The 21,049-nt window shown below is 51.2% G+C and carries 17 protein-coding genes; 4 read left to right on the forward strand and 13 right to left on the reverse strand.

The features are described 5' to 3' along the window. The first annotated feature begins 1 nt into the window (after nt 1). Nucleotides 2-1,054, forward strand: a complete 1,053-nt coding sequence (locus ACMYSL_RS14595; protein ID WP_434663796.1) for a tyrosine-protein phosphatase — start codon at nt 2-4, stop codon at nt 1,052-1,054. A gap of 87 nt (nt 1,055-1,141) precedes the next feature. On the opposite strand, the gene ACMYSL_RS14600 is transcribed toward ACMYSL_RS14595, so the two are convergent. From ACMYSL_RS14600 to ttrS, 13 genes are all read right to left on the reverse strand, one after another. After that, on the reverse strand, nt 1,142-2,422 hold the full coding sequence (locus ACMYSL_RS14600; protein ID WP_182238675.1) for an MFS transporter: 1,281 nt from the start codon (nt 2,420-2,422) through the stop codon (nt 1,142-1,144). 115 nt (nt 2,423-2,537) lie between these two features. Beyond that, nucleotides 2,538-2,999, reverse strand: coding sequence for a RidA family protein (locus ACMYSL_RS14605; protein WP_182238673.1), 462 nt, complete (start codon nt 2,997-2,999; stop codon nt 2,538-2,540). Between the two features lie 17 nt (nt 3,000-3,016). Then, entirely contained in the window at nt 3,017-4,177 is a 1,161-nt protein-coding gene (locus ACMYSL_RS14610) for a M20 family metallopeptidase (protein ID WP_434663800.1), read from the reverse strand. An 18-nt stretch (nt 4,178-4,195) separates the two neighbouring features. Continuing rightward, nucleotides 4,196-5,275, reverse strand: a complete 1,080-nt coding sequence (locus ACMYSL_RS14615; protein WP_434663802.1) for an alanine racemase — start codon at nt 5,273-5,275, stop codon at nt 4,196-4,198. Nucleotides 5,276-5,290: 15 nt separating this feature from the next. After that, a complete protein-coding gene (locus tag ACMYSL_RS14620; protein WP_434663804.1) occupies nt 5,291-5,962 on the reverse strand; it encodes a helix-turn-helix transcriptional regulator in 672 nt (223 codons plus the stop codon). 421 nt (nt 5,963-6,383) lie between these two features. Further along, the gene (locus tag ACMYSL_RS14625) at nt 6,384-7,094 is read right to left on the reverse strand and encodes a hypothetical protein (RefSeq protein ID WP_434663807.1); all 711 of its coding nucleotides are present in this window, start codon (nt 7,092-7,094) and stop codon (nt 6,384-6,386) included. 12 nt (nt 7,095-7,106) lie between these two features. After that, nucleotides 7,107-7,808 (reverse strand): DUF5058 family protein, encoded by a 702-nt coding sequence (locus ACMYSL_RS14630; protein WP_304259132.1) that lies wholly within the window; start codon nt 7,806-7,808, stop codon nt 7,107-7,109. Further along, a complete protein-coding gene (locus ACMYSL_RS14635; RefSeq protein WP_434663809.1) occupies nt 7,805-8,317 on the reverse strand; it encodes an L-2-amino-thiazoline-4-carboxylic acid hydrolase in 513 nt (170 codons plus the stop codon). The genes ACMYSL_RS14630 and ACMYSL_RS14635 overlap by 4 nt, the downstream gene beginning before the upstream one ends. Before the next feature lie 29 nt (nt 8,318-8,346). Further along, nucleotides 8,347-9,585 (reverse strand): M20 family metallo-hydrolase, encoded by a 1,239-nt coding sequence (locus ACMYSL_RS14640; protein WP_434663811.1) that lies wholly within the window; start codon nt 9,583-9,585, stop codon nt 8,347-8,349. 879 nt (nt 9,586-10,464) lie between these two features. Next, nucleotides 10,465-12,444 (reverse strand): TonB-dependent receptor domain-containing protein, encoded by a 1,980-nt coding sequence (locus tag ACMYSL_RS14645; RefSeq protein WP_434664091.1) that lies wholly within the window; start codon nt 12,442-12,444, stop codon nt 10,465-10,467. Nucleotides 12,445-12,472: 28 nt separating this feature from the next. Continuing rightward, on the reverse strand, nt 12,473-13,531 hold the full coding sequence (locus ACMYSL_RS14650) for a YncE family protein (protein ID WP_434663813.1): 1,059 nt from the start codon (nt 13,529-13,531) through the stop codon (nt 12,473-12,475). Between the two features lie 165 nt (nt 13,532-13,696). After that, nucleotides 13,697-14,281, reverse strand: a complete 585-nt coding sequence (ttrR, locus tag ACMYSL_RS14655) for a tetrathionate respiration response regulator TtrR (protein ID WP_434663815.1) — start codon at nt 14,279-14,281, stop codon at nt 13,697-13,699. Then, nucleotides 14,256-16,028 carry a tetrathionate respiration histidine kinase TtrS gene (gene ttrS / locus ACMYSL_RS14660; RefSeq protein ID WP_434663817.1) on the reverse strand — a complete coding sequence of 591 codons (1,773 nt, stop codon included), beginning with the start codon at nt 16,026-16,028 and terminating at the stop codon, nt 14,256-14,258. Before ttrS ends, ttrR begins: the two co-directional genes overlap by 26 nt. Before the next feature lie 178 nt (nt 16,029-16,206). On the opposite strand from ttrS, the gene ttrB reads away from it, so the two are divergent. From ttrB to ttrA, 3 genes are read left to right on the forward strand one after another with little or no spacing between them, the layout of a single operon-like run. Beyond that, entirely contained in the window at nt 16,207-16,935 is a 729-nt protein-coding gene (ttrB, locus tag ACMYSL_RS14665; protein WP_434663819.1) for a tetrathionate reductase subunit TtrB, read from the forward strand. Further along, nucleotides 16,936-17,958: a tetrathionate reductase subunit TtrC gene (ttrC, locus tag ACMYSL_RS14670; RefSeq protein WP_434663821.1), complete on the forward strand. Its 1,023-nt coding sequence runs from the start codon at nt 16,936-16,938 to the stop codon at nt 17,956-17,958. It abuts the gene before it with no gap. Continuing rightward, the gene (gene ttrA, locus ACMYSL_RS14675) at nt 17,951-21,016 is read left to right on the forward strand and encodes a tetrathionate reductase subunit TtrA (RefSeq protein ID WP_434663823.1); all 3,066 of its coding nucleotides are present in this window, start codon (nt 17,951-17,953) and stop codon (nt 21,014-21,016) included. The genes ttrC and ttrA overlap by 8 nt, the downstream gene beginning before the upstream one ends. Nucleotides 21,017-21,049: the final 33 nt, after the last annotated feature.

Here is a 21,049-nt window from a genome sequence, read left to right on the forward strand (position 1 = left end):
CATGAATGAAATATTGCAGTTTTCAGTTATTCGCAAAAATCTGACGCAGCTTGAAATTCGCTTCTCACCATCGCTGGACAACGCCGCGCTTTACTGGACGCGGGAAAATAATGTCAACGCAACGGAGCGCCAGCTTATTACCGACTGTGCTGTTGACGCAGTGTATTTGGATGACCCTTTGCAGGCAGAGCAACGTATCTATTTTATTCTTGAGCATGCGGGAAAATCCTGGCTGTTTGCCGAAAGAACCCTACCGGTATCCGGCATCAATAACTTCAGGGACATGGGCGGCTATATCGGCGCGGAGGGGAAAAGGGTTAAATGGGGCATGTTCTACCGCTCCAACCATTTGCACAATCTGCATCCTCAGGCCCGGACCTATCTGGAAGGCTTGCACGTTAAAACTATTATCGATTATCGCAGTGCCGATGAAATCGCTAAGAGCCCCAATTGTTCTATCGGTGAACGTCAAACTTTTCACCTGGATGCTACGGCGCAAACCGCTGAGTTAGCTGCCCAGTTTGCCGCTGAGCCGAGCAATGAGGATCGTGCCCTGATAGAAAGCGTGATAAGCGATATTCCTGCTGAGTTAATCAATGGTCAGGGAGGCCAGGTTATTGAGCAGTATCGGAATTTCGTGGTCAGTGAGAAATCAAAAAATGCTTTTAAGGCAATGGTTAATGTGCTGCTTGACCCCAGTAATACGCCGAATATTCAGCACTGTCGCGGCGGCAAGGATCGCACCGGCTATGGCGCCCTGCTGATTCTCTCCATGCTGGGCGTTTCTGAGCAGGACATTATTGCCGACTATATGCTCACCGGCGCTAACCGTCTGGAGCGCAACAACGTGAAAATGGCCGCCTATCGACAGATTACCGATAACCAGGATGTACTCGATTATTTACTTACGCTGATCGATACCCGCGAAGCGTTTATTGTTGAAGCGCTGAATGCCATGAAGGCGATGTCCGGCAGCGTTAATGATTATATTAAAACTGAGTTGGGTTTTAGCGATGCTGACTTTAAAACAATGCAGGAAAATTATTTAGAATAAGTCCATCACGCGCTGATTGAAAATATAGGTATAAGTAAGCCTCCAGCGCCAGCATGGAGGCTTCTCTTTGCTTGTTACTCGCAGCAATTACAGTGCGGCAGGGTCAACAATCGGTTTATTCACCATAAAGAAATAAACCAGTGATGCCATAAAAGCAATGACGGAAGATGCGACCAGTGCCAGGGTAAACGAACCGGTGTTGTCCAGAATCATGCCGGTAATAATCGGTGCAAAAGAGCCGCCGATAAAGCCGCCGAAATTCTGGATACCGCTGACCGACGTTATCAGACGCGACGGTACCGATACCAGAATCAATCCCCATGCCGATGTCCCGGCAAAGTGAATTGAGAATAGCGCCATACTGATACAGGCTACGGCCATAAAGGTGCTGTCAGTATATGCTGCCGGAAGCGTAAAGCCTGCTGCGCAAAGAAGACCGAGGCAGATCATCCACTTGCGGCTTTTCATTTTATCCGCGCCACGTTTCATCACCCAGTCGGCGACTGCGCCATTAACCAGCATCCCGGCGGCACCAAACAGAAAGGGAATTGCCGCTACCCAACCCGTTTTTTCCAGACTCAGGCCGCGTGACATTTCCAGATAAGAAGGGAGCCAGGTCAGAAACAACCAAACCATGTAGCCGACGCCATTAAACCCAATAATCATGCCCCACATGGATTTCTGCTTAAACAGCCCGGCCCAGTCCTTCAGGGTCACCTTCTCCTTACTGGATGGTGGCGTCTCTTCTTCCAGATGTGCAATATCCTCCGCCGACAGTCCGGCATCTTCCCGATTGCGATAGAACACAAACCAGAGAACGGAAAGGATAATACCGCTCACTCCAATAATGATGAACATCATGCGCCAACCGAAAGCCAGCATCATCGCTATAAGCAGCGGTGGCGCCAGCGCTTGCGCCAGAGTGGATGACATATTAACAATCCCCATCGGCACGCCGCGCTGACGGATGTTATACCAGTCATTCACCACCTTCACGCCAGTTGGCAGGTGCGGAGATTCCCCGATACCCAGTACGACACGAGCGACAATCATCTGGCTGAAAGAGCCGACAAACCCCAGTGCGGTCTGGGCCGCAGACCACAGGAAGATGCCGAAACCGTAGACTTTTTTGATTCCGTAGCGTTCCATCACCATGCCAATTGGCAGCTGGCACAGGGCGTAACCGAATGAGAATACCGACAGCAGCAATCCCATTTCCGTTGCCGTCAGCCCCATCTCTTCACGAATGGTGGTATTGGCAATAGAAAGTGAGGTTCTGTCGAGGAAATTAATAATACCCGCCACGAGCAAAAACAATAATGCCATAATTTGCAAACGCTTCAGGCGAGGGCTTGCTTGACTGGACATATATTATCCTTTTGTAAGGTTAACCACGGCACAATTCTGCTGAGAGCAGAATCGTGACGTCACAGAGACCCGGATATATTCCCGGAGGTTTGCTAATGCTAAATGCTAATTATGTTTAATCTTTTATTTCAAAAATAAGTTCAATTTCAACAGGCGTATCAAAAGGTAATGTATTGGTGCCGATTGCTGAGCGAGCATGTTTGCCCGATTCGCCAAATATCGCAATAAGTAAATCGGAAGCACTGTTCATGACTAGCGGCTGCTCTTTAAAACCTTCGACGCTTTGTACAAAACCCAGCATTTTGATACAACCAGAGACCCGGTCGAGGTCGCCCAGATATCCTTTCAGCGACGACAGAATATTGATAATACACTGACGAGCCGCCGCCTGCCCTTGTTCAATCGATAAATCTCTCCCAAGGGCTCCCTGATAAATTAACTCGCCATTAACCCGGCAGTCGTTTCCCGAAGAGTAGAGTAAATTTCCCGTCTGTTTAATCGGAACATAAGAGAATTTAGGTGCTGTAGGTTCACTAAGTGTAATACCCAGTTCGACAATACGAGCTTCAATATTCATTGTGGTTCCCTGATGATTTATTTAAGCAAATATAATGCCAGCGACGTATATATTTGTGCTGCCTGGTGAAGTTCCTCAATTTTTACATATTCATCTTTGACGTGAGCCTGGGCTAAATCTCCTGGCCCCATAATAATCGTCGGGATCTGACACCCGACCGAGAAAAATGGCGCTTCACACGTCGCATCAAAAATCGTTTTTCTCGCTGCACCGGTTACCGAGTCTACGACCTGACAGGCGGCTTCTACCAACGGGTGAGACTCTTCAATCGCCGATGCCGGAATGAACAGGTAGTTCTCCAACGAATAATCCTGTTGCTGATTGAGACCGATGCCATGGAGAGCCCTTTGCAAGCTGTCATTGATCTCATTACGTCTTTCTCCCGGCAATACGCGGCGATCGATTTCAATGCTGCATGATTGCGGCACGATATTCGGCGCACTGCCGCCGTTAATGGTGGTCACCAGCATAGAGGCATTGCCCAGCAGCTCATGATGCTTAAGCTTCACCCGACGGCATTCCTCAAGTAATTCAGGAAGGAGTCCCGCCATTTTGTCGATGGCGCTATCCGGGTTGCGGGTTTTCGCTGCATGCCCGGCGGTACCGTGAGTGGTTAAACGGGTACGACTCACCCCCTTGTGGGCCACGCAAATCTCCAGCGAGGTGGGTTCGCCAATAATGGCATAATCTGCTTTCACTCCCTGGGCAACAAAGTGCTCCATACCCAGGTTAATCCGCTCTTCATCAACGTTAAACAGCAGGACAATTTCACCATTGAAGGCATACTGGCGGCGTTTAATCAGGATTGCAGCAAACATCATGGCCGCCACGCCGGATTTCATATCTGCCGCACCACGGCCAATAATACGATCACCATCAATGACCGCAGCAAACGGGTCTACCGACCACCCTTCTCCGCATGGCACCACGTCTGAATGACCGTTAAGGATCAGCCGCTTGCCGGGTTGTTGGCCTTTGAGACGAGCGATGACGTTCGGTCGGTCCGCCGCAACTTCCTGTATATCGACGTCAATTCCTTCAGCACGTAATACCTCAGCGATAAATAGTGCGACCGCTTTTTCATTTCCCGGAGGATTTTCCGAAGGAAACTTTATCAGCCGGCAAAGGAGCGTAGTGAGTTCCTGCCGTTCGCCAGCAGTGAGTTCAATATTAGTCATGATAATACTCTTAGTTAATTAATAGCTTTTTCCGCGAGCGTCTATAGCAATCGTTTCGCTTAATTTTCCGTTGCGGAATGCATATATTTCATCGACCAGGTTGGCGACCACGCAGCAGTGGTTGGGAATAATATGCACCTGCTCGCCAATGGTCAGCGAAACTTTTTCCGGGTCATAGCGCAAATAACCATGTTCTTCATTGAGTTTCACCAGAGCGACATCCGGATGCTCCTGAATCAACCCGTAAGACCCTGCTGTTGCAGAGAGATCTGAGGTCAGCGATTTGGTACCAGCATCCAGTGTGGCATAGCCAGGTAGTGGAATGCTGACTATCGTTGAACAAATTGTCAGGGCGCAGTGTTCAGGGGTATAAATTCCACCATTAATGGCATTCATATCACCGAAAATAAAATTCCCGGCTCGTGACTCTGTAATTCCATTCAGCTCATCGGCATAAAATGAGGATAGCGTCGAGCCGCCGGATAAGACGTCAATAGCAAAACCATGTGCGTTAAGGATATCCCTGCTTTGGATTAACAGCATGGCTTCTTCACGCGCTGCCCGACGAATATCGGGTTCATTGCGATATTGATAAATTGTACCGGCATAGGTGAATACACCTTTTACCCTTAAACCTGGAAGCTCTGCCACCGCGCGGGCGAAATCCAGCAGTTGTTCTGGTTGAATCCCCTCCCGGTGTGCGCCGAAATCAATGGCGATATCGATGTCAAACGTCAGGCTATTTCTCACCGCTGCGCGCGATAATCCCTCAGCGCCAGGCAGGCTATCGACAATAGTACGAAGAGTGACTTTACGCGCAAGCTCAGCATAGCGCTGGCATTTATCCTCGCCAATCAGCGGATAAGCCAGCAGAATAGAGGTAATCCCGCCAGCGGCCATCACTTCCGCTTCTGATAGTTTGGCACAGGTAATCCCACTCGCTCCAAGCTCTTGCTCAAGCTTAGCCAGCCGCACGGATTTATGGGTTTTGATATGCGGCCAGTGCTGAATATTATTCCGCGCCAGTCCGGACGTCATAGCGATAATATTCTTCTCCATGATATCCATATCCAGTGCAACATAAGGTGTTGTTAACATTTTTCCTCCTGACGGCTAACCGTCAATAGATGGGTTCTCCCCTCGAACCTCTCCCAGATAGGCATAAAGGGTATATTTTGAAATATTCAGAAACTCGCAGATTTTCTCTCCTGATTTTTTGATGAGGAAAACGCCCTTCTCATCGAAAAATTTAATGGCGTTAAGCTTATCCTGTTTAGACATATTGCTGACCGGGACATCAATAAGCGCCATACATTCAGCAATAAGGTAATCCAGCAGCTCATTGACATCCTTGACGAAGACCTCCTTGACGTCCGCTTTTTTTGCCGGCGTGGAATCACCACGACCGGCCATCTTATTGAGTATTTTCTCAGCCAGTAAAATATCGCTGATGTCCAGATTGATACACAGTGCGCCAATGACCTGCTTATTGTCATCGCGAATGTAAACAGAGGTTGATCGCAGCGTCTTACCATCGCGGGTACGGGTGACATAATTATGCCTGTCGCCGTTTACGTCAGTGCCCCGAAGGACCTCCAGGCCCAGGTTACTGCTGGGGTCCCCTACTTTTCGACCAGTGACATGACCATTAATGATCCCGACGATACTGCTCTCCAGCCCCAGAGAATGGTCGTGTAAGACCACCTCGCAGTTCTCACCAAACTGGTTGGCTATCCCTTCCATCATCGGAATAAAGAAATCCAAGTTCTCTTGTATGTTTTTCATATCGACCTGATTTTATGTTAGGCAATCAAACTTTTTGTAATGTATACCTGCATCGACTGATAACCATCAAGATTGCTCTGGGTAAAAAGTGATCAGTAGCACACTGATTTCTTACTTTTTGTTTGTATATGGAGGTGAGTCAAACTTTTTGTGTGATTTTTATGGAGGTGAGGACGATATCTGGGTTGCTGAAAATGTTAACTGAACAATCGGGATATACCTGATGGCGGCTGATCAAACACCAGCGGAATGGCTGCTTTTATTACGGTCATGTGAGAGGGAACTGCCCCGGTAGAAAAACTCCGAGCCGAGAAAGGCCTGATGGTCATCAGTACTCGAAGTTAGAAAGCATCTATGTATAAATAAACAATGCTTTTTCTACCGGGAAAATATGAACTCCACTATTATGAGGAAAACTTCTTCAGATGTTTTTCCCCTTGCTTTCTGGGCTAAAGGTGATCTTCGCTAATAACATGCAAGTGATGACGCAAATAATAATCGATGCATAACCTCCGCCAAAGGGCAATGTGGTAAATATACCCAATACTGCAAATACTTTAACAATGAAGATCACAGGCAGCGCGCTCAGTGACAATTTTATTGAGCTATTAAGCAAACGTTCCATAAACAGTGCGCCGAATAGTGATGGCAGGAGAAACTGTAATGCATCTAGTATAGTATGGGGCAACAAATCAATAATCACCTGCCCAGCAACCGCCAGAAACGTCATTAACCCCAGACTAATAAATGTTGAGACTGCAATACCAATAGCGGAAATAATCGTCCCTTCCTTTGTTCCCAATTGATAGCCAGAAGCACTAAGCGCTTGTGTTGAAGCAGGAACGCGGACTTCTTTAGTATTGCCTGCCATATAGGATAAATACATACCCGGGGTGCCAAATATTGACTGTAGAGAGATCGGATCAACAATATACCATGGCAATAAAATTGAAAGCATTGACACCATCCCAGTAAAAATACTATCAGTCGTCGGGTGAGCGTCGAAATAAAACAAAAGCACTAATACAGGTAAATAAGCCGCCAATAATACTAACCGAGTACACCACTTCCCTCTATTTATAATATATGGCATGTAATCTTTAGTGAAAATTGCTTCTTTTGTTCGTTCCATTTTTGAATTCCTTTATTTACTCAGCACGGCTACGCACATTCCAACAAGCATGCAAATTGTCAACCCCCACTCCTTTAGCCACTGTATGTTCGCTTTACGATTATACAGAATAATTACTGCCATCGAGAGTGCTGAAGCAATAACTGCAATAGTGTTGGCCCCTAATGGATAAGCGAAATTCATTGTCAGGGCACCAAAACTTCCAATCATTGCACCGCTTCCAATAATGGGTATCAGATGCGTATTTCCTCCTGACATAAATTGGTTAACATTATCCATACGGTGGGCAAAGAAAGAGACAAACAGTAAAAATGGTAGCCCGCAGGTGGTCATTACTATTGCAGCAGCACAAAGATAGTCAACAGTTAATGTATCCTGCCCCAATTTGATACCCATACCATCCGCGGTAAATGCAGCCTCCATCAACGCATCAGCAACTGAACCAATAAAGTCAACACGCATCCAGGCCATAGGTGCGCCAACGTAAAGCATCAAAGTCAGGATACCGGAGAGCATCATAAAACAAGGGCCGATGGATGCAATGGATGCCCCACGAATTGCACTGCGAACCGCTTTATCTGGAATGCCAATGTCAGCTGCCGTTTTTACGCTTTTTCGAAAAAACAGCCATGCCTGGATAAATACAAAACATAGCGCCGGTGCTGCCGCCATCCATAAAATAAAACTATTAGCAATTTCATTATATTCTTTCATCCCTCAGCACCTTTACATCCTTCCATTTTAAAACAGAATGTGCATGTATTATCTGTGAAGAAATGTTTGTTATGAATGCATTTAAGATCGGGATTGTAACCATAAGCAATTGCAGGGTCGATCATTTCGCAATAGAGAATGCCATAAGCTTCCATACCTGTTTTCTGGAACTCACTGGCAAATACGCAACGGGTAAATATCTGCTCCACGTAACCTTCATGATAACTGTCGATACTTTCAAATTCATCACTGCGATCCATATCATAGCTGACCAGGTAATTGTCACTATCGTTATTTTTTCCGCGAGCAAAAGCGCGTTTAGCAATATCCTCACCGCGCTCAACACCAAAATTCCACACACCGCGCTTAATTGCTTCCGCTCCTTTTTCACCAAATTCATCTACAACTTCCTTAGCTAAATGGGAAAACATACGGGCAAACATTTGATACATTGATACAGGCTTGAGGTCATCGGAAATTTTATTACTGACATTTTTTTTAGAGTTCATGATTATCTTCCAGTGAGTTGTAGGTAATATTAGAGACTGTCGATTTTAAGTATGGTATTAAAGAGTACATTGACTCCGTTTTCCATGTCATCCCAAAAAACACGCTCTGCAGGATGATGTGTAATTCCTTTTTCACAGGGAACAAATATCATGGCGGAGCGACTAATCCCTGCCATAATCATAGCATCATGACCCGCACCGCTACTCATATGTTGCCAGGTCAGATTTCGTTCTTTACAGATGTTTTTAATAATATCTTTCAGCGTACTATCCATCTCCACAGGTTGTTTAAACGAGATTTCATCCGTATCAATTTCTACAGAACAACGCTTGGCAATTTTAACCCCCTCTCTATGTATATAGCGTATAATATCTTGCACAATAGTTGATGTTCCGGAACGAATATCAAGAGTAAAGCGACATTCACAAGGAATACAGTTAGCCGATCCCGGTTCCAGGGTAAATTTACCGATTGTTATCGTTGCTATTTTCGGATAATTATCAACAACATATTTTGTGATTTGTGTTGCAAACAAATTTCCTGCGACACCTGCATCCTGGCGCATCGTCATTGGAACAGTTCCTGCGTGGCCGGCGAAACCATGCACATGGATCACCATCTGCCCGATAGACACAATATTATCCACAATACCAATATCGCTTTGAGTATTTTCTAGCAACGGACCCTGTTCATCATGAAGTTCTACAAAAGCCTTAATTGTTTCGGGATGCCTTCGTGTTGGCACTACCTGATAATCAGAAGAATAAGTTTGAAGTACATCTCGTAGTGTATCTCCATTTTCACTACTGATTCTGTCGCGATCTTTCTCGGTAAATTCACCAGAAATAAAACGGCTACCCAATAGAACGATACCAAACCGGGTACCTTCTTCCTCAATAAATCCAACAACTTCAAAAGTATGATTTAACTGGATCCCATTTTCTTTGAGCATTCTGGCAACTTCCAGGGCTGCAACAACTCCGGCAATTCCATCAAATGCCCCTGCATTGCGTACCGTATCCAGGTGAGAACCGCTGAGAATGGCTGGCAGTTGCGGATTTTTGCCTACCAGCCGACCATAGATATTCCCAACATCGTCTTCGATAATCTCCAGACCTGCCTCACGCATCTGACATTTTATATATTCAACACCTTCACGATACTTTGGCGTAAAACCGATACGGGTCACTCCGCCATTACATGGCTCAGAAATCTCTTTCAGATCGTCAATGTTTTTTTGTACACGAGCAATATTTGTCATTACCATTTCAGTGCTCCAGCATTATTTTTAACATCATTTTGTAGGTTAGTTGCATACCGTCACAGGCTATTTTTCCTATCGATAGTATCTTTGGTCGATACGTGTATGCTCAGTATCTTGTTCAACACCTGATTCTTTAACAACAACCCCGGCATAAGCCAATGCCACACATTCAGCACATCCTGATGCAGAGTAATTTCGTTTGTAAAAATGGGGTAAACTAAATTTCATCGCTGCCATTGCCTTTTTTGTCAGGTATTAATAAGCAAGATTAACGGATGAGTATCTTTTCCCTAAACATATCTAGTTACATGGAGAAATACTTTGTCTTTTTATGGCTATTATTTGAGCTGAAGAGAATTTTTTTCTATTACGTCATTTTTTTGATTTTCAAAAAGCAAAGTATCTAATTGAATTTTAATGAATATTAAATAATTCACCGATTCTCACTGCAGTAAACAATGGAATATTTTTATCTTTTAATTAAAAACAGAGAAATGAACCTGCTTTCAGTGAACTTACGATAGATAATCTTACCCAAGTAACATGTACCTGGCCCCAGGCGGGGTTTTTAGTTTCAAACACCTTCGGGCTTATGGAGTCTGATTGACTCCACATCAACTTGTATGACGTTTGGCTATGCCAGTTTCACTTCATGCAGGTAACAGCAATCACGACATGATTTTGAGGAAGGCGTTAATTTCGATGGCTCTATCGAGAGCGTAAATCATAAAAGGCGGGAAAAGAGCTGGAGTATCAAGTATCAGCTCATAAAAATTAACAAAGGACGTCCGTTGATATCCTGATTACAGCATCCTAAATACGCTTCCTTCCCTGCGATACCGCAGGCATTTATCCAGGGGCCATCAGGCCCCTGCATCATTTTTAGAATTCGACGCGGCCGCCGAAATTATAACGCCGCCCTTCCAGCATCGACGTTTGCCGATATGACGTGGTGTAAATCGGGTTCACATTAAACAGATTGTAGATACCGCTCATCAGCGTAACGTGCTTATTCAGGTGATAACGCGCACCTAAATCAACCAGCGCATAGGCCTCTGTTGAACTGGATTTGCCGATATCCGGTGAATTGCTGCGCCAGCTTGCCTTGGTCCACAGTTCCAGATCGTTCGTCGTATTCCAGGTCAGTGAAACGTTGGCCATGCTGCTTGGGAAATCGCTCAGCGCGTAACCCTTATAGTCACCGCTTTTCTGCTCACTGTGCGTATAGGTGTAGTTCACGTTGGCTTTCAGTGCAGCGGTAGCCTGCCAGTCGCCGTTCAGCTCCAGACCATAAATCTCCGCATCACCCACGTTGATGTATTGCGACACGGTGTCAGCGGTATAGCCATTGTATTGACACTGCTGGGTAGCAGAGGAAGTACAGATGGTGTGATCGCTGATTTTGTCCTTGAATTTGGTATGGAAGATGGTGGCATCCAGCGCCAGCGCATCTTTCTGCCAGTACACGCCCAGTTCGGTGTTGATACTCTGTTCCGGCTTCAGGTCATCATTACCAATACCGATTTCAGAATAGGGATAAGCACCATAGACGCTGGTAAAACCGGCATTATTCTGACGCAGGTCCGGCTTCTTATAACCCGCGGAAACGCCCCCTTTCAGCGCCCAGGCTTCATCAATGGTCCAGTTACCGTACAGCTTCGGCGTCACATGGTAGCCAAAGTAGCTGTCATGATCCAGACGCGCTGAGGTTGTCAGCGTGAAGTCCGGCACCATCATCCACGCATCTTCCGCAAATACCGCCCAACCGTGGCGGGTGATCTTGCTGACCGGGGTCACGCCAGGTGCCTGTTTATCTTCTATGCCGAAGGTGTCGTTCAGTTCGTTGCGCGTAAAGTTCACGCCCAGCGTTAACTTGTGATCGGCCAGCGTAAAGGTGTTCGCACTATTGGCTTCGAAGTTATTCTGCTTAATAAACTGCGAATCCATGCCGGGCACGCGATACTCCGTGCGGGCTTTCTCGTAGCTGATAAAGTTCTTCACTTCTACGAGGTCATCGCCGTACCAGGCGTGCTGTGAAAGCGAGGCCGCATCGCGGTCAAAGCCCCAGTACCACTGCTTATCGTTGTGGGTTTTCTCCTGATTGCCTTTGGAAGCGTTCAGATCCCAAAGCTGAGTATCGGTGGGCGACATCGAAATCGTTGCATCCAGATTCCCTGCCTGATGTTTAACAAAACGTTCTTTGGTCGGGCTATCATCATCGCGGCGGTCAAGGTAATCCGCCCCCAGGCTCACCCCGAGCTTGCCCGGGATCACCGGCCCCATAAAGAAAGCGTTGGTCTGGTTGGTATTGCCGTATTCGCTTTTCTCCTGCAGGAAGTAATTATCCTCCAGCACTCCCGTCCATTTATCGAGGTTGTAAGCCTTTTTGGTGATGACGTTAACCACACCGCCGATGGAGTCCGAACCATACAGCGAGGACATCGGCCCGCGAATCACCTCAACCCGTTCGATGGCGGCCAGCGGCGGCATAAAGGCCGCCTCAGTCCCGATATGGTGTCCGTAAGGCCGGGATTCGCGGGTAGACTGCTTGATGCCGTTGACCATGAACGAGGTATACGACGAATCCATACCGCGCATCTGCACATCGCCGGTTGCCAGGCTGCCGTGACCGTTGCCCACCAGCACACCCGGCATTTCGCGGATGGCTTCCGTCACGTTCTGATTCGAACGGGTATTCAGCGCTTTCTCATCGAGTACCGAGATCGTCGCGGGTGCCTCGCGTCTCTCCTGGCTGAATCCGGTGGCGGTCACCACCATCTGCTCTTCGTTGACGGGCGTGCTGTCTGCTGCGTAAACGGCCGCTGGCAGATTGGCGAAGGCGAGCGCAATCGCCACGTCCATGCGTGTCTTAATCGTCACAAAAAAGTCCTTAAAATTTAGTTAGATCAATCTTGAGAACGTAGTCAGCCTGGTCGGTTTTTTCGTCCTGTTTGACGCTGGCATAAAGCGTTCTGCCATCCGCAGAAAGCACCAGGCTGTTGGGCATGGCCGCCGTTTTGATAGTGTGTTTGACACCGTTGGTTTTCGCGTCAATCACGCTAATCGAGCGATCGTTGCGATGGGTAACGTAGATCTCATCGCGCGCGGCGTTATACAGCACCGCAATCGAGTTAGGCGTGGCAATACGCTGAACCAGCTTGCCGGAGTCCAGTTGCACCACCAGCACATCGCGGGTATTGGTATCAGCGATGTACCCGACTCCCGCAGCGTTGTTCAGGGCAATATTGAGGAAATAATGCTCAGTTTCAGCCGGATCAACCTTCACACGGGAAAGCAGTTTTGATGTTTTGCCATCAAGGGTAACCAGCTCCCCATTACCGGTGACCACATAAACCTTCTCACCCGTAGCATCCACAGCAAAACCCACCGGCTCGATTTTGCCGATTGTTTCCAGCAACTGTTGTTTACGCGTATCGACGACCCAAAGCAGGCCTTTGTCTTTACGTCCAATCCCGGAAACGTACAGGCGCTGATTCTGCTTATCGAGCACGACTTCACGAACGTGGGCCTTTTTATCAGGATCTGAATCATCGCTGAGCTGAATAGTTTTAATCACTTTGTTGGTCAGCGTATCCAGAAGCGTGACTGAACCGTCCAGGGCGTTACCCAAATACAGGATATGGTTTTCTTCATCCAGAGAGAGCGCAAAGGTACGGCGCTCGGTGGCTATCTTCTCATTAATCTGCAGAGAGTCGGCGGCCAGGCGAAACACCACGCCGGCCGTTTTATCTTTCTCAAAGGAGGGTGCCGAGGCGGCAAAGATCGTCTTCTGACCGTTATCATAGGCCAGCTCATAAACCCCATAACCCAATGGTTGTGAGCGGAAATCCTTCTCGCTGAAATCCTTTGCCGACGCGCAAAAAGCATGAAGAGATAATGAAATAGCCAGCGCGCAGAGCGTGGCTTTCTTTACAGATGCTGTAGACATGTAATTTTTCTTTACAGTAGTTTACGGAATGCAAACAATAATGAATATGAATATCATTTGCAATTGCATGGTACTCCATACTCCCTACCAAATTTTGTGTTGTAATCGAAGCGGCAGCGGTTTACACGTACGCTGAAATAGCTACAAGATCATGCAGAGGATTAACTACATAACCTGCTGTAATATCCGGACTAATTCCGCCAGACTCCCCGCCTGCATCTTCTCCATCACTCTTGCCCGATGCACCTCTACCGTGCGTACGGCAATGTTCATCATCTCCGCAATCTCCCGATTCATCAGTCCCTTCACCACCAGCAGAGCCAGTTCACGCTCTTTAGGCGTCAGTTGCTGATAGCTGGTCAGGATTTGATGCCGTGAAAACGCCTCGCCGGAGACCACCAGCGCACGATCCAGCGCGGTTTGCAGCGGCTGGGCAGAAACCGGTTTTTGCAAAAAATCCACCGCCCCGCGCTTCATCTGCTCTACCGCCATCGGCACGTCGCCATGTCCGGTCAGAAATACCACCGCCAGCGTACTGCCACGCTGACGTAGCGCCTCATGAACGCCCTGACCGTCAAGCACTGGCATCCGCATATCCAACAGCACCACGCCGGTCTGATAGAGGTCGGCCTGTGCCAGAAATATTCCCCCCTCCGCCCAGCACAATGCTTCATAACCCAGACTTTCCAGCAAAAATGCGCATGCGCTGGTGACCGCCAGATCATCATCCAGGAGATGAATTATCGCCATGGCTGCTCTTATCCTCTTGTTGCGAAAAATTCAGCATGACGGCGACGCCGTTGTGCCCGTCAGGTGCGGCGCGGTTGATGATGTTGATCTCCCCCCGGGCGAAGCGCACCAGACGCTGACAAATCACTAATCCCAGCCCCATCCCCTCTTTTCGACGGGTTTTAAAGGGCTGAAACATCTGACTCAGCTGCGCATCATCTATACCGCCGCCGTTGTCCTGCAAGGTGATACTGACGACTCCGGGTTTCCGGACGGCGCTGATCCACAGCATTTTCGCCCCCGCCTGCGCCGCGTTGAGGATCAGATTCGCCAGCACCTGCTCCAGCAGTACCGGCGGCAATACGAGCGTCACCGAACGATCAACATCGCTGTTCAGCAGCAGTTGGGGAAATTGCTGCGGCACACGCAGCCACTGCCAGACATGGTCAATCGCCTGGCGAACGCTAATCTGTTCCCACTCATCCGCTTGCATGGGCTCCCCTTGCGCCTGACTGACCCAGTGACGCAGATTACGTAACGTATCCGCCCCGCGCTGGGCCTGCTGATCAATATGCTCCAGCGCGGGCAGCAACGGATGCTGCCGATCCTGTTTCTGCAAACGGATCGTACACCCCTGCGCATAATGGCGGATGGCTGACAGCGGTTGATTCAGTTCGTGGGCGAAGCCCGAGGTCATCTCACCCAGGACGCTCATCTGCCTTGCCGTTTCCAGGGCCTGCTCCTGCTCGCGTAACTGCACGGCGTTGCGTTCCAACTGCCTGCCGCGCCGTCGCACCAGCAGCATCACCCAGATATAGTTTAGCGTCAGCAGCAACAGGGCCAGCGCGGTCCCCCCCATGATGAACCGGTGCTGGATCAGCCAGCTTTTGACATCCAGCCACAGCCGCCGCTGCTGGGGGTGCTGCCGGACTTCGCGCAACAGCGCCTCTACCTGGCTGGTCGAGGCCGACGCGCCCCAGTGAAAGGCGGCATCCTCTGGCGCATTAAACAATGCGCGGGTCACCCGATCGGCCAGCGCATCGCTGACTTCGGGCAGCGCGGCAAACGACCAGTCGGGATACAGCGGTGTGCTGGTCAGGCAAGGAATGACCGCAGGACGGCGAATAACCGCCACAAAATCGGCTTTATTCACCAGCCCTTCGTCGGCCATTTTTTCCAGCAGGCAGACCGGCACAATCGCCGCCTGCACCACCTGTTCACGCAGCAGATAGATCAGCGCATCGGCGGGAAAGCCAGTAAAACGCAGATGGAGGTCGCGCTCCGGCCTCAGTCCGGCGTCGCTCAGCGCCTTCATTCCCAGCAAATAACCGCCGAAAGCCTGGGGATCGATAGCCCCTACCGTCTTGCCGATCAGGTCGCTTGCTGACGAAATACCGCTATTGCGACGCGTTAAAATCACGCTGCCTATCACGTTGCCCGTTCCGGGCGATGAGCGTAAAGACGCCAGCCAGCGTAGCGGAGAGTGGCTATTCAACTGCACAAACTGCGCCGGGTTGGTCACCACAAACTGCACGGAACCCTTATTCACCGCTTCCTGCATCTGCTGTAGATCCAGCGGCTGAATATGAAACTGCTGATCCGGTAACTGTTGATTAAGTGCGGCTTCCAGCGGCTGCCAGTGGCTGCGGGTAAAAACCTCGCCCCGCATCGCCAGAACGCCGATATTCCATGAGTCCGCCCATGCCTGAGCATTCAGCAGTAATGCCGATGCCAGCAGCGCCAGACGTCGCCGTTTTTTTGCTCTCACCCGATTATCCCTGTTCATTATGTTGTTTTAGATCAACAACCCGCCGGGTATGTGGTTAACCACAATAGAGCTGCCCCCGCCGCGATTTTTACACTGTAAATCATCAACATTCTTTATTCATCACATGCAAATCAACGACGTGACAAATGTTTAGTTGTTGCCGCGCGAGGGAGAAAATATGGACAGCAGTAAACGACAGTTTCTGGCGCAGCTGGGCGTTCTCAGCGCCGGCGCGTCTCTGGTTCCGCTGGCGCAGGCGAAATTCCCCTTTTCGCCTGCGCGCCGTGAAGGTTCCCCTCGCCACCGCTACGCGATGCTGGTCGATCTGCGCCGCTGTATCGGTTGCCAGGCCTGCACCGTCAGCTGTGCGATAGAAAATCAGACGCCGCAGGGGGAGTTTCGCACTCACGTCAATCAGTATCAGGTGCAGCTTGATGATGAGGTGACCAACGTTCTGCTCCCGCGACTGTGTAACCATTGTGACAATCCGCCCTGCGTGCCGGTCTGCCCGGTACAGGCCACTTTTCAACGTGAAGACGGCATTGTGGTGGTGGACAACACCCGCTGCGTGGGCTGCGCCTACTGCGTGCAGGCTTGTCCCTACGATGCGCGTTTTATCAATCATGAAACGCAGACCGCCGATAAATGCACTTTCTGCGTTCACCGCCTGGAAGCCGGGCTGCTTCCCGCCTGCGTGGAGTCCTGCGTTGGCGGTGCGCGCGTCATCGGTGATATCAACGATCGTCAGAGCCGCATCTCGCAGATGCTCGCCTTGCACCATGACGCCATCAAGGTACTGAAGCCGGAAAACGGCACCTTGCCCCACGTTTTCTATCTCGGGCTGGATGAGGCGTTTGTGACGCCTCTGATGGGCCATGCCCAACCCGCACTCTGGCAGGAGGTCTGAATGACACACGCATTGATCATCGAAGAGGTGCTGGCGCGTCCGCAGGAGGTGAGCTGGTTACCGTGGGCGGTGCAATATTTCTTTTTTATCGGCATTGCCGCCTGCGCCGCGCTCTTTGGCTGCGCGCTCCACTGGCGTAAAAATCAGAACCCGAAGCTGGAAAACCTGACGCTGCTGATCGCCCTGACCTGCGCCATTACCGCTCCGCTGGCGCTGACGGCGGATCTGCATCAGACCGCTCGCTTCTGGCATTTCTACGCCTATCCCACGCCCTGGTCCTGGATGCCCTGGGGCGCGCTGTTCCTGCCGCTGTTCACGTTGTTTTTAGGCTTGTGGTTTGTGGCGCAGTGGGTCAAACAGCTCTTCAATAAAAGTTACGGCGTCACCAAATGGGTTGCTCTTGCCAGTGCCCTTACGGCGGTTGGCCTGCTGGTCTACACCGGACGTGAAGTTTCAGTTGTTCAGGCGCGCCCGGTCTGGTTCAGCTACGCCTTTCCACTGGCGATGTTCTTTAGTGCACTGCAAACCTTTTTCGCCCTGCTAATTGTGTCAACGCGCGATGATTTCCCCCTTCAGCGACGCCTGGCGCGGTGGCAGCTCTCGGCGTTGATTCTGCTGACCGCTGTGGTGGCGATGTGGGTCAGCGGCGATACCCTGTCCGGCACCGCGATACGGCAATGGCTGGCGATCTCGCCTTCATCCCGTCATTACGCACTCGGCTGGCTGGCCTTCTGGCTGATTTCGCTGCTCTTTTGCACTCTGGCGTTGCGCCGCCCGTTGGGGTTGCCGCTGCGCAGTGTGCTGGTCCTTAGCGCCATGGCGCTGTGCTGGTTAATGCGCTGGACGCTGCTGATTCAGGTACAGACCCTGCCGAAATTTAACGCCCAGTTCAACCCTTACACTCTGCCCGCCGGGACCGATGGCTGGCTGGCTATCCTCGGGACGTTTGGCCTGTGGATAGCGCTGCTTATTATCGTTAGTGAAACCGTGAACGGACTCGCAAGGAGAATGCAACATGGCTAATTTAACCCGTCGTCAGTGGCTTAAAGTCGGCCTCGCCGCAGGCGGAATGGCCACCTTCGCCCTGAGCTATCGTGATGTGGCAAAGCGCGCCATCGACGGCCTGCTCAACGGCACTTCCGGTAAAATCACTCGCGACCGGCTCTTCGGCAACGCCCTGATCCCGGAGGCTAATGCCAATACGGGCTGGCGGCAAAATCCACAACAGGTCATTTCGATGACCCAATGTTTTGGCTGCTGGACGCAGTGCGGCGTAAGGGTGAGAGTGGATAGCGAGAAAGGCAAAGTGCTGCGCATTGCGGGCAATCCCTATCATCCGCTTTCCCATGAACATCACATCGACTCGGCAGTGCCTTTTTCAACCGCGATGGAACAGTTGGCGGGTGAAAATGGCCTGGATGGCCGCTCCACCGCCTGTGCCCGCGGGGCGACGCTGCTGGAAGGGCTGTACAGCCCGCTGCGTATTCTTGAACCGATGAAGCGCGTCGGTAAGCGCGGTGAAGGGAAATGGCAGCGCATCAGTTTTGAACAGCTGGTAAAAGAGGTGGTGGAAGGCGGCGATCTGTTTGGCGAGGGGCACGTTGACGGCCTGCGGGCGATTTATTCCCCGACGACACCCATCGACCCTAAGCATCCGGGGTTTGGTCCGAAATCCAACCAGCTGCTGGTCACCAATACCAGCGACGACGGGCGCGATACCTTTCTGCGCCGCTTCGCGCTGAACAGTTTCGGCAGCAAAAACTTCGGTGCCCACGGTTCGTACTGCGGACTGGCCTATCGCGCAGGTTCCGGGGCGTTAATGGGCGATCTGGATAAAAACCCGCACGTGAAGCCCGACTGGGATCACGTGGCGTTCGCCCTGTTCATGGGCACCTCGCCCGCGCAATCCGGTAACCCGTTTAAGCGTCAGGCCAGACAGCTCGCCAGTGCCCGCTTGCGTGATGATTTTCAGTATGTCGTTGTCGCACCGGCACTGCCGCTTACCACGGTGATGGCTGACGATCGCGGACGCTGGCTGCCGGTGATCCCCGGGAGCGATTCGGCGCTGGCGATGGCGATGATTCGCTGGATTATCGAAAACCAGCGTTACAACGCCGACTATCTGGCGATACCCGGCGCGCAGGCAATGCAGCAGGCTGGGGAGAAAAGCTGGAGCAACGCCACCCATCTGGTGATTACCGATGAACTGCCGGAGCTTACCGGGCAGCATTTAACCCTTGCCCACCTGAACGCGAACGCTGCCAGCGAATCGGTGGTGGTCAGTGATAGCGGTGAACTTGTCGCCGCCAGCGACTGCCCCCGCGCTGCACTCTTTGTTACCCGCCAGCTTACGCTCGTCAGTGGACAAACGGTCACGGTCAAAAGCAGCTTTCAGCTGCTGAAAGAGTCGGCTGAAAAGCTTACCCTCGCGCAGTACAGCCAGCAGTGCGGCGTTCCGGAGAAGAAAATAGTCGCACTGGCGCAGGCGTTCACCGCTCACGGACGCCGGGCCGCCGTGATCACCCACGGCGGGATGATGGCCGGGAACGGTTTTTATAACGCCTGGGCGGTGATGATGCTTAACGCGCTGATCGGCAATCTCAGTCTGCAAGGCGGCGTGTTCGTCGGCGGCGGCAAGTTTAACGGCGCGACAGACGGGCCGCGTTACAACATGGAGAGCTTTCCCGGCAAAGTGAAGCCCAAAGGGCTGAGTATTGCGCGCAGTAAAACGGCGTATGAATCTTCCGAAGAGTACCGTAACAAGGTGGCGGCGGGCGTTTCGCCCTTCCCGGCCAAAGCGCCGTGGTATCCGTTCGTTGCCGGGCAGTTGACCGAGCTGCTCACCTCCGCGCTGGAGGGTTACCCTTATCCGCTGAAGGCGTGGATCTCCAATATGACCAACCCGCTGTACGGCGTTCCGGGACTCCGCGCGGTGGCGGAAGAAAAACTGAAAGATCCGCAACGCTTGCCGCTGTTTATCGCCATCGATGCTTTCATGAATGAGACCACCGCGCTGGCCGATTATATCGTTCCGGACACTCACAATTTCGAAAGCTGGGGGTTCAGCGCCCCGTGGGCCGGGGTCGCCAGTAAAGCCACCACCGCTCGCTGGCCGATAGTCCCTTCCGCCACCGCCAGAACCGCTGACGGTGAGCCGGTGGCGATGGAGTCATTTTGCATCGCGGTGGCAAAGCGCCTGAATCTACCGGGGTTTGGCGAAAACGCCATCACCGATGCTCAGGGCAACCGCTACCCGCTAAACCGGGCTGAAGACTATTATCTGCGCATAGCTGCCAATATTGCGTTTATGGGTAAAGCGCCGGTTGGCGAAGCCGTCACGGAGGATCTTACGCTCAGCGGCGTGCAGCGCATCCTGCCCGTAATCAGCCAGACGTTGAAAGCAGACGAAGTCAGCCGCGTGGCCTTTATCTATTCACGCGGCGGACGCTTTGCCCCCGACAAAAGCGGGCGGACTGATGGTTGCGTCGGCAACCAATGGGAAAAACCGCTGCAAATCTGGAATGCGCAGGTGGCAGCGCATCGCCACGCCATTACCGGCGAGCGCTACAGCGGCTGCCCGGCATGGTACCCGGCCAGATTGTCGGACGGACGTTCGGTAGATGAACTATTTCCAGCGCAGCAGTGGCCGCTAAAGCTGATCTCGTTTAAATCCAACACCATGGCCAGCGCCTCGACGGTGATCCCGCGCTTGCATCATCTCAAGCCGACCAACCTGGTGGCGCTGAATCCGCAGGACGGCAGCCGTTACGGGCTGGCGCACGGTGACAGAGCGCGTATTTCAACGCCCGGTGGCCAGGTCGAAGTCGAGATCAGTCTGTTAAACGGCGTGATGCCCGGGGTTATCGCCATTGAGCACGGCTACGGGCATCGGGAAATGGGCGCGGCGCAGCACACGCTTGACGGCGAAGCGCTGCCGTTTGCAGCGCAGATAAAATCCGGGATTAACCTTAACGATCTGGGATTTGCCGATCCGACGCGCGAGGTCAGCAACACCTGGCTGGACTGGGTCAGCGGCGCTGCGGTGCGCCAGGGGCTACCGGCGAGGATTGAGCGGGTGTAGAGCATCCGACTCAATCTCACCGGAACGTAAGGC

Origin of the sequence: Klebsiella sp. MISC125 (assembly GCF_051131775.1) — a bacterium.
Classification (GTDB): Bacteria; Pseudomonadota; Gammaproteobacteria; order Enterobacterales; family Enterobacteriaceae; genus Klebsiella.